The sequence below is a fragment of the Pseudoalteromonas sp. UG3-2 genome (assembly GCF_037120705.1).
Taxonomy (GTDB): Bacteria; Pseudomonadota; Gammaproteobacteria; order Enterobacterales; family Alteromonadaceae; genus Pseudoalteromonas.
The window spans coordinates 2,478,488-2,487,500 of sequence record NZ_JAWLJU010000002.1 but is presented as its reverse complement, the minus strand read 5'-3'; the positions used below and the strand labels follow the sequence as shown (position 1 = coordinate 2,487,500).

At 44.8% G+C, this 9,013-nt stretch carries 6 protein-coding genes (1 of these 6 only partly in view); 3 read left to right on the top strand and 3 right to left on the bottom strand.

Annotation, left to right across the window (positions count from 1 at the left end; genetic code table 11):
• Together gppA and rhlB are read right to left on the bottom strand one after the other, a co-directional pair.
• Positions 1–1,456 carry the 5' portion of a guanosine-5'-triphosphate,3'-diphosphate diphosphatase gene (gene gppA / locus R3P39_RS14140; RefSeq protein WP_336568231.1) on the bottom strand. It extends 53 nt beyond the left edge of the window, so 1,456 of the gene's 1,509 nt are visible here — the first part of the coding sequence; its start codon is at positions 1,454–1,456; the stop codon falls past the left edge of the window.
• A 49-nt stretch (positions 1,457–1,505) separates the two neighbouring features.
• Positions 1,506–2,780, bottom strand: coding sequence for an ATP-dependent RNA helicase RhlB (rhlB, locus tag R3P39_RS14135; protein WP_336568230.1), 1,275 nt, complete (start codon positions 2,778–2,780; stop codon positions 1,506–1,508).
• 91 nt (positions 2,781–2,871) lie between these two features.
• Here rhlB and trxA point away from each other — a divergent pair, with 91 nt between their 5' ends.
• The 3 genes from trxA to R3P39_RS14120 all read left to right on the top strand — a co-directional run bounded on the left by trxA (position 2,872) and on the right by R3P39_RS14120 (position 6,163).
• Positions 2,872–3,198: a thioredoxin TrxA gene (gene trxA / locus R3P39_RS14130; RefSeq protein ID WP_336568229.1), complete on the top strand. Its 327-nt coding sequence runs from the start codon at positions 2,872–2,874 to the stop codon at positions 3,196–3,198.
• Positions 3,199–3,405: 207 nt separating this feature from the next.
• Entirely contained in the window at positions 3,406–4,665 is a 1,260-nt protein-coding gene (gene rho, locus R3P39_RS14125; RefSeq protein ID WP_336568228.1) for a transcription termination factor Rho, read from the top strand.
• A gap of 238 nt (positions 4,666–4,903) precedes the next feature.
• The gene (locus tag R3P39_RS14120) at positions 4,904–6,163 is read left to right on the top strand and encodes a methyl-accepting chemotaxis protein (RefSeq protein WP_336568227.1); all 1,260 of its coding nucleotides are present in this window, start codon (positions 4,904–4,906) and stop codon (positions 6,161–6,163) included.
• Here the strand turns inward: R3P39_RS14120 and R3P39_RS14115 are convergent.
• A complete protein-coding gene (locus tag R3P39_RS14115) occupies positions 6,160–8,994 on the bottom strand; it encodes a tetratricopeptide repeat-containing hybrid sensor histidine kinase/response regulator (protein WP_336568225.1) in 2,835 nt (944 codons plus the stop codon). The genes R3P39_RS14120 and R3P39_RS14115 overlap by 4 nt on opposite strands.
• Positions 8,995–9,013: the final 19 nt, after the last annotated feature.

The following is a 9,013-nucleotide window of genomic DNA, read 5'->3' as shown; positions in this document are numbered from 1 at the left end:
CTTGCGTAAGCTCAGCTAGCATCAATGGGTGTGCTGCTAACCAAGCGGTTGGCATTTGTATTGTTAAGCTACGCTGTGTGTTAGCGCTAGTGATGAGTTCTACCTTTGGTAATACATCGTCTTTTCTACGCATGGATAACAATACGCCTAACCGCACCAGTACACACAATAACTTTGCTGTTTCAACTTCGCTGCCTAGCTTTTCGAAATCTTTAGAAAGTAGATCTGCACGATGGTTTTTCACTATCGCAACAACAGTGTCTTTTTCGGCTCGGCTGTAACCAGGCATTGCGGTATTAGCTAAGATATAGCCACTATGGCGATGGTATTGCTTATAATCAATCAGCAAGCCTATCTCATGCAAATAGGCAATGGCTTTAACCAAATGGCTGCAGCTAGAGGTGTCTAGTGACCAATTTGTTGCCACTTGTGAGAGCATAGCTGATACCACCTCATACACGCGTAACGCTTGCTCTTGATCAACATGGTAACGTTGGATAAACCCATCTAAGGTTCGCTGACAGATATCTACCGCTTGAAAGTCTGGGATCATACTATAAAGCACGCCTTCACGTAGCGCGCCTCCAGCCAACCCCATAGCGGTAATATGTAACGACTCAAACAGCGCAATGAGAATGGCTAAACCAGAAACAAAAACTAACCGACGCTCTTCTATAAGACCCGGTAAGGATAGCGCTGTGATACTTTCACATGCTATCGCTTGGGTTTTTATTTCATTGAGTTTCGCTAGGGTCAGTTGTTCACTTTCCCCCATTGCGGCAAATATTTCTTGGATTGCTTGCACCGTACCAGAGGCACCAATTGCAATTTCCCAGCCCAATTGTTGATAATCGTCTTGGATAGGTTGTACTACAGTTTTAGCTGCAGCAATGGCGGCGTTAAAATTAGCGTCGCTCAACTTACCATCTTGAAAGTAGCGATCTAAGTAAGTAACACACCCCATGTTGAGGCTCTTATACAGTAAAGCATCAAATCCTTTACCGATAACGACCTCGGTACTCGCACCACCAATATCAATTACCAGCTGTTTGCCCTGACAAGCCGAGGTATGGGCCACCCCTTTATAAATTGTCTTAGCTTCCAGCTCGCCACTGATCACATTGATTTTGTGATTAAGGATTTTTTCCGCTTCGCTAATAAATACTTTGGCATTACTCGCTAGGCGTAGAGTTGCCGTAGCAACGATGCTGACATTAGCGTGTGGAATGTCTTGTAGCCGCTCGGCGAATAATGCTAAGCATTCCCATCCCCGTTGCATGGCTTGTGTAGACAACTCATTTTGGTCATTGAGTCCGGCAGCCAAGCGTACCTTTCTTTTCACTCGACCAATGGTGTGGATACCTCCAGCCATGTGCTTAGCAATAAGCATATGGAAGCTGTTTGACCCTAAGTCTATAACAGCAAAGATATCTTCCTTTACAGCAGTTTTAACCACTATTTAAACCTCAACAAATCGCCTAGGGCGTTACAACTTTAGTTCCAGTCTATTTTGACTGTGGCTTTCTATAGCCACCGCTATTTTTACGTCCACTCCGGTGTCTACTATTACCATGACCAGAGCTGCGACGTTTGTTAAATTGCGGCGTTTTTAAGTCAGTCAAGAGTGCCGACTTATCATAGTGAGATGCCGGAATGCTGTGTTCGATATACTCTTCTATTTCATGAAGGTTATAAGCATATTGCTCACACGCGAAACTAATGGCATGGCCTGAAGCACCAGCACGGCCGGTACGACCAATTCGGTGGACATAATCTTCTCTGTCGTCCGGTAAATCAAAGTTAAATACGTGACTTACTTCTGGAATATGTAACCCTCGAGCTGCGACGTCTGTTGCAACTAATAAGTCTATGTCGCCACGCGTAAACTGCGCCAAAATTGACTGCCGTTTTTTCTGGTTAACATCACCGGTTAGTAGTCCCACACGGTGGCCATCGGCCTTAAGCCATTCATAGACTTTCTCACAGCTATGTTTGGTGTTGGCAAACACGATTGCTTTATCAGGCCACTCTTCCTCAATTAGCGTTAGTAATAAAGGAATTTTGTCCGCTACTGAAGGATGAAATAATTCTTCTTGGATCCGCTTAGCCGTTTTTACATCTGGCTCAATTTGCACGTGTATCGGGTTGGTCATGTGCTCAAATGCTAATTCCTGTACGCGGTAAGACAGCGTTGCAGAAAACAGTAGATTCAAGCGTTCTTCACGGCCCGGCATGCGATTAAATAAATAGCGAATATCTTTGATAAAGCCAAGATCGAACATGCGGTCTGCTTCATCTAATACCACTACTTCAATATCGTTAAGGTTATACGCACCTTGTTTGTAGAAGTCGATAAGTCGCCCGGTGGTACCAATTAGAATGTCTGCACCTTTTTCTAATTGCGCCCGTTGTTTTTCGTAATCTTCGCCACCATATACTAAGGCGAGCTTAAGACCACAATGTGGCGCAATAATTTGCGCGTCCTTATGAATTTGAATTGCCAACTCTCGAGTCGGTGCCATGATGATTGCACGAGGTTGCGTACTTTGTTCCTTTTTAGTCTGCATTAGGCGATGACTGGTCGCGGTCAAAAACGCGAGGGTTTTGCCCGTACCAGTTTGCGCTTGGCCAGCTATATCGCGGCCTTCACAGATATAAGGTATGCACTTTGCTTGGATTGGCGTACAAAATTCAAAGCCATTCTCGTCTAAACCGGCGACCACTTCCGGTGCTAAAGCAAAGTCAGAAAACTTTTTATTGGTCAAATGTGTCTTAGTCATAGCAATAAAGCATAACGTTTAAACTTGCAATAAGAAACAAGAGTGTTTAAATACGCACTAAATATTTCGCCTAATTCTAACGGAGAGCGTAATGAGCGACAAAATTATTCAACTAACTGATGACAGCTTCGAAGCAGATGTGATCAAATCTGATAAACCTGTATTGGTCGACTTTTGGGCTGAGTGGTGTGGTCCATGTAAGATGATTGCGCCTATCCTTGATGAGGTAGTGGAGTCTCACGGTAACCGTGTTGCGATTGGTAAACTTAATATCGATCAAAACGCTGGCACTCCACCAAAATATGGTATCCGTGGCATTCCAACTTTGCTGCTGTTCAAAGACGGCCAAGTTGCTGCGACGAAAGTAGGTGCGCTTTCTAAAACTCAACTGGTTGAGTTCCTAGAAAATAACCTATAATTCATACCATTATAGTCGTCGTGCAAATCTATCCACGACGACTTGCCAAATCCCGTCAAGATTTTATACAATTAAATTTGTATAAACACTGGACGACCCGTCGCCTAGCTGCTAATTTATAAAGCCACAAACCTTTATAAGCATTATCAAATCAACCTCTCTCGTGAAACCAACGGGAATGACAACTGTAATAAAGAACCCACCAATATGCATTTACGCGAATTAAAAGACAAGTCAATCAATGAACTTGTAAAACTTGCTGAGTCCATGGGACTTGAAAACGTAGCTCGTTTAAGAAAACAAGATATAATCTTTGCTATTTTGAAAGCGCACGCCAAAAGCGGCGAAAACATTTATGGCGGCGGCGTTTTAGAAATTCTTCAAGATGGCTTCGGCTTTTTGCGTTCGTCAGAAGCATCTTATCTCGCAGGTCCAGACGATATTTATGTATCTCCGAGCCAAATTAGACGCTTTAGTTTGCGTACCGGTGACACTATCGGTGGTTTGATAAGACCACCTAAAGATGGTGAACGATATTTCGCGCTATTAAAAGTCAATGAAGTTAACTTCGACAAGCCGGAAAACTCTCGTACTAAGATCTTATTTGAAAACTTAACGCCAATCCACGCTAATGAACGCATGGTCATGGAGCGCGGTAACGGCAGTACAGAAGACATCACCGCGCGAGTATTAGATCTCGCATCGCCAATAGGTAAAGGTCAACGGGCACTGATTGTTGCGCCACCGAAGGCGGGTAAGACCATGTTACTACAAAACATTGCCCAGTCGATTACCTATAACAACCCAGACGCCACTCTAATGGTATTGCTTATCGATGAACGTCCTGAAGAAGTGACCGAGATGCAGCGCTTGGTACAAGGTGAAGTGATCGCATCTACCTTCGATGAGCCGGCCAACCGTCACGTTCAAGTTGCGGAAATGGTAATTGAAAAAGCCAAACGTTTAGTCGAGCACAAAAAAGACGTGGTGATCTTACTCGACTCCATCACTCGTCTAGCGCGTGCTTACAACACGGTTATTCCATCATCTGGTAAGGTGTTAACCGGTGGTGTTGATGCCAACGCATTGCACAAACCAAAGCGCTTCTTCGGTGCTGCGCGTAATGTTGAAGAAGGCGGCAGCTTAACCATTATCGCTACGGCTCTCATCGATACTGGCTCTAAGATGGATGAAGTCATCTACGAAGAGTTTAAAGGCACAGGTAACATGGAGCTGCACCTAAACCGTAAGATTGCAGAAAAACGTGTCTTCCCAGCTATTGACTTTAACCGTTCAGGTACTCGTCGTGAGGAGCTTCTCACTAAGACTGACGAATTACAAAAAATGTGGATTCTGCGTAAGATTGTCCATGAAATGAGTGAAATCGATGCCATGGAATTCTTAATTGATAAGCTCTCAATGAGCAAAACCAATAACGAGTTTTTTGACTCCATGCGCCGTAAGTAGCACTTCTTTACAATGAAAAGCCAGCAACTGCTGGCTTTTTTCTTTTTTATAGCAATTAGCAATAAACCTCGCCCTCCAGCCGTTTTTGAACTATACCTATCTAGTGGTTGTATTTTTGGCTGTTTTATTCGCAGGATCAAAATGTTGCAAACTCAACATAGCATCATCCTGCCGCCATTAAATGAGCAACTAAAAGGAACGCAAACTTGAAATTAGAATACCGTTGGTGGGGATCAACATGAAGCAGAATCGCCTCATTATTATTACCGCGCTGTTAAATTGTATTGCCGCTGTTATAGCGCTAACACTGATGTCTGAAACGAGTTGGCAACTGCTCACTATAATTGCGGTAATCTGTGTTTCCAGCGCTGGTCATTATTTTTTTATAAGTCGCAAAGCCAGTACCGAACAACAATTCCAGCAGCTTGCCAACCGTCTAGTGAATGAAGAAGGAGTCGATTTAACGTATCGTTTTGATGAGCAAGATCGTAACCTTCCTCACTCCTGTCTAGTGATGAATGACTGTTTTGCGGTGATGGAGCATATTATAGGCGAAGTATATAACTCATCCTCACGCCTTTATCCCATGGCAGACAGCCTCAAAGACACCTATGCGTCGATGACACAAAAGGCAACATTGCAACATTCTCATGGCCAACATTTAGCGCAATCTATCGCCGCCGTGTTGGAAGTATCCTCACAACTGGATGAAAGCCTTGAGCAAATTCATCACTCGGTAGAAGATGCCACCAATGCCGTTCAGCAGACTCGCCAAGACACCAATAAAAGTCAGACGAGTTTGCTGTCACTTGCAGACAACATCAAAAAGACCAATGAGCAAATAGAAGCTTTAAAAGCAGATAGTAATGAAATAAGCTCGGTTATCGAAGTAATTAATGCCATTGCCGAACAAACCAACTTGTTAGCCCTCAATGCAGCGATAGAAGCGGCACGAGCGGGTGAACTTGGCCGCGGTTTTGCCGTCGTAGCCGACGAAGTAAGAAGCCTAGCAGCTAGAACCAGCCAATCGACTAAAGAAGTAAGCCAGGTTATTGCCAAAATTCAATCCGGCACCGACGCAGTGTATGAGCTAATGCAGGCAGCTCTAGAAGAAACGGATGCCACAGTCAAGTTAAGCGAAGCATCCACCAACGAGGTCGATGAAATAGAAAAAGCCATGCTGTCAATTAACCAGATGTCGCAAAATATCCACCAGCAGGTCGGCGAACAAAAGCGTGCCTCTGACGAAGCCCAAGAGAGTGTCGAATCCATGGTGGTGCTTAACTCTGATGCCTTATCGAGCACGAAAATACAAGCCGTGTCCAATCGCGATCTTATTGAGTTGTCAAAAAGCATTCAAGAGAAGCTGTCCTTATTTAAGGTGACAGAAGCGCCGTTAAATACCGAAGCCAGGAAAGACCTGGCACGATTAGTAACGGACGAAGAGCCAGATGCTGCAGAGCCGCAGTCAGACAATAATGAGGTTGAGCTGTTTTAATCGCTTATAATGGTTGTCGAGTTGGCCCCCAGCTCATCACATAAGGCCAAAAACAGACTTTGATATTGCTCGGCGTTTTGCTGCGTTAGCGCCAGCTCAAACGACTTAGCTACTTTCGCCAGCGCAGTAAAGCCAAACATAGTCGCGGCACCGGCAAGCTTATGACACAGTCCCTGCAGCGCTTGCCAATCTTCATTCTGCCATGCATCAATCGCCAAATAACGTTCTTGCTCAAAAGTACTGGCAAAGCTGTCTCTGAGATCGGAAAGATCCACTTGAATATCTCCTAACTCTCCCTGTTCAGCTACTTGCAAATTGTCCTTAAGCACAGCCAACAATTCTTTTTTGCTAAACGGTTTACCAATATGGCCATTAAAGCCAGCGGCTATATATGACTGCACTTCATTGCTCAGCACATTGGCTGTGAGGGCATAGATTGGCTGGTTATAACCGGCTGTACGAAGAATTTTCAACGCCTCTAAGCCGTCCATATCAGGCATTTGAATATCCATCAGTACTAAGTCGGGGAATTGACTCAAACATAATTCCACCGCTTGTTTGCCGTTTTCAGCCGTACTCACCGACGGACCATACCGCGCTACCATACGCGCAAACAGCTGACGATTTTCAACATGATCTTCGACAATTAGCACACTGCCAGTGAGCGGCTCATTTATACCAGGAGAGGGATCCGAGAAGTTACTCTCTGTCATACGGTATAGATGGCAAGGGAGCGCAAATGTAAAGGTGCTTCCTTGGCCTGGTGCACTGGTAACATGAATGTCTGCCGCCATCATTTGAGCAAGTTTGTTGGATAAGCTGAGCCCAAGCCCAGAACCTCCAAAACGTCTAGTGATACTGTTATCTGCTTGCTGAAAACTATCAAAAATACGCGCTACTTGCTGTTCATTCATGCCAATTCCGGTATCAATAACAGTAAACGCTAGCCCTTGCTGAGTAGACGTAAGATGAAGCTCAATGCGGCCGGTCTCTGTGAACTTTAAGGCATTGCTGAGTAGGTTAATTAATATTTGCTTTACTCGAATATAATCCAAGCGTACACAGGCATTGTCCTCCAGTCGATTGACCACGATAAAGTCCAGTGACTTATTCTCACAGCTCTGTTGAAAGGTATCACCAAGATCCGCTAATAAACTGCTTAACAAAAACTCACTCGGCTCAAGCTCAAGACGCTCCGCTTCAATTTTACTGAGATCGAGAATATCACTGACTAAGTCTCGTAGATGGCAGCCTTGAGCATGCATCACTTTTACCGCATGAGTGGCCTCGGGAGTTAAAGTGTGCCCTGTCAGTAGATCTTCAGCATGACCTAACACCGTGGTCAAAGGCGTTCTTATCTCATGACTCATGTTAGCTAAAAACTGACTTTTTACGCTATTTGCGGTTTTCAGTTCATCCGCTTTTTGCTGTAACTGTGCCGTGCGCTCAGCGACTTTTTTCGTTAACTCAAGTTTGGCTTGTTGCTCAGACCGACGACGATACAGTGCAAAACCACTCAATAACGTTAATAGGCCTATAATGGCACTGAGCATGAGAAGCTGACTTTTTTGCTGTTCCTTTAAACTCTGTAACTTTTGCGCTTGCTTCAACGACTCCACTTCCCGGCTTAATTCACTGGCCTCATACTTAGCTCGGTAATCATTTATGCGCTGTTGCACGCTGTCTCTCATTAGCCGCCTTTGCAGAGCAAGGTATTGCTGGTGATAGTCTCTAGAGAGCGCGATGTTCCCTGTTGCGGCTGCAATCAAAGCCAACAATCGTAATGACGCAGACTCTTTTCTTTGCTCGCCAAGCTGCTGACTTAAAGCCAGTGATTGCTGAGCGTAATCCAGAGCACGGGTTAAGCGCGATTGTGCAAATAACACTTTGGCCAAGGCAAAATAGGCTTCCATTAAGTTGGCTGGGTTATTTGCCTTTTCACCATAATAGAGCGCGAAATTGGCCTCTTTTTCCGCCTCCTCTAAAGCGTTAAGCGAGTAGCTCAGCTTGGATAAATTGACATACTCATAGGATAAATGCCGAATATCATTTTGTTGTTCGTAATAATCGATGGCAGCTTGATAGGAAGCTCTTGCAAGCTCGGGGCGTTGGGTTTCTGTATACAGCACCCCCAGATCAGCCTGAGCCAGCGCTTCACCATACTCATCCCCTAAGCGACCAAACGCCTGTAATGCCGTTTGTAACATTTCCTCTGCTTTGTCATAGGCTGCTTGGCGAATATACACACCAGAAATATTGAGTAAAATATCAGCTTGGTCTTGCGCATCTCCATACTGTTGGTAAAGCGCGTCGGCTTCAAGAAAGTGCGCCAGAGCTTGGTCTAAGGTATGGCTTTTGAAAAAGGCCAAGCCCAAATTACTCCGGAGGTTGGCAATTTCAATGGCGTTTTGACGCTGCTGTGCAACCGCTAAGGCACGCTCATAGAGGTCGATGGCGTCTTGATACTGACCTAAATAAAAGTGGCATATCCCTTGTAATTTTAATGCCTTGAAATAGTTATCACTAAGCTTATTGGCACTAGTATGCTGCTCTAACAGTGTGAGAAACTTAAGCGCATCGCGAAAATTATTTTGTTGATATGGCAGACGACTGAGGGTGAGTAACAGCTCAGCTCTTTGCTCAGCACTGAGTTGCTTGTCGGCCAACCACTCCAAGCCCGCTTGTTGTTGTAGCTGCCAGCTTTCTAGTGTTTCTAGCTGACTGAGATCGAGCTCTGTGGCGTAAGTCCATGTGGGAATGTAGGCGCTAGAGACAAATAACCCGTAAATTACAGTGCGAGACCATAACCTGCCCCAGCTTTTCAACTCCATCCCTGTTCTCCATTGCCGA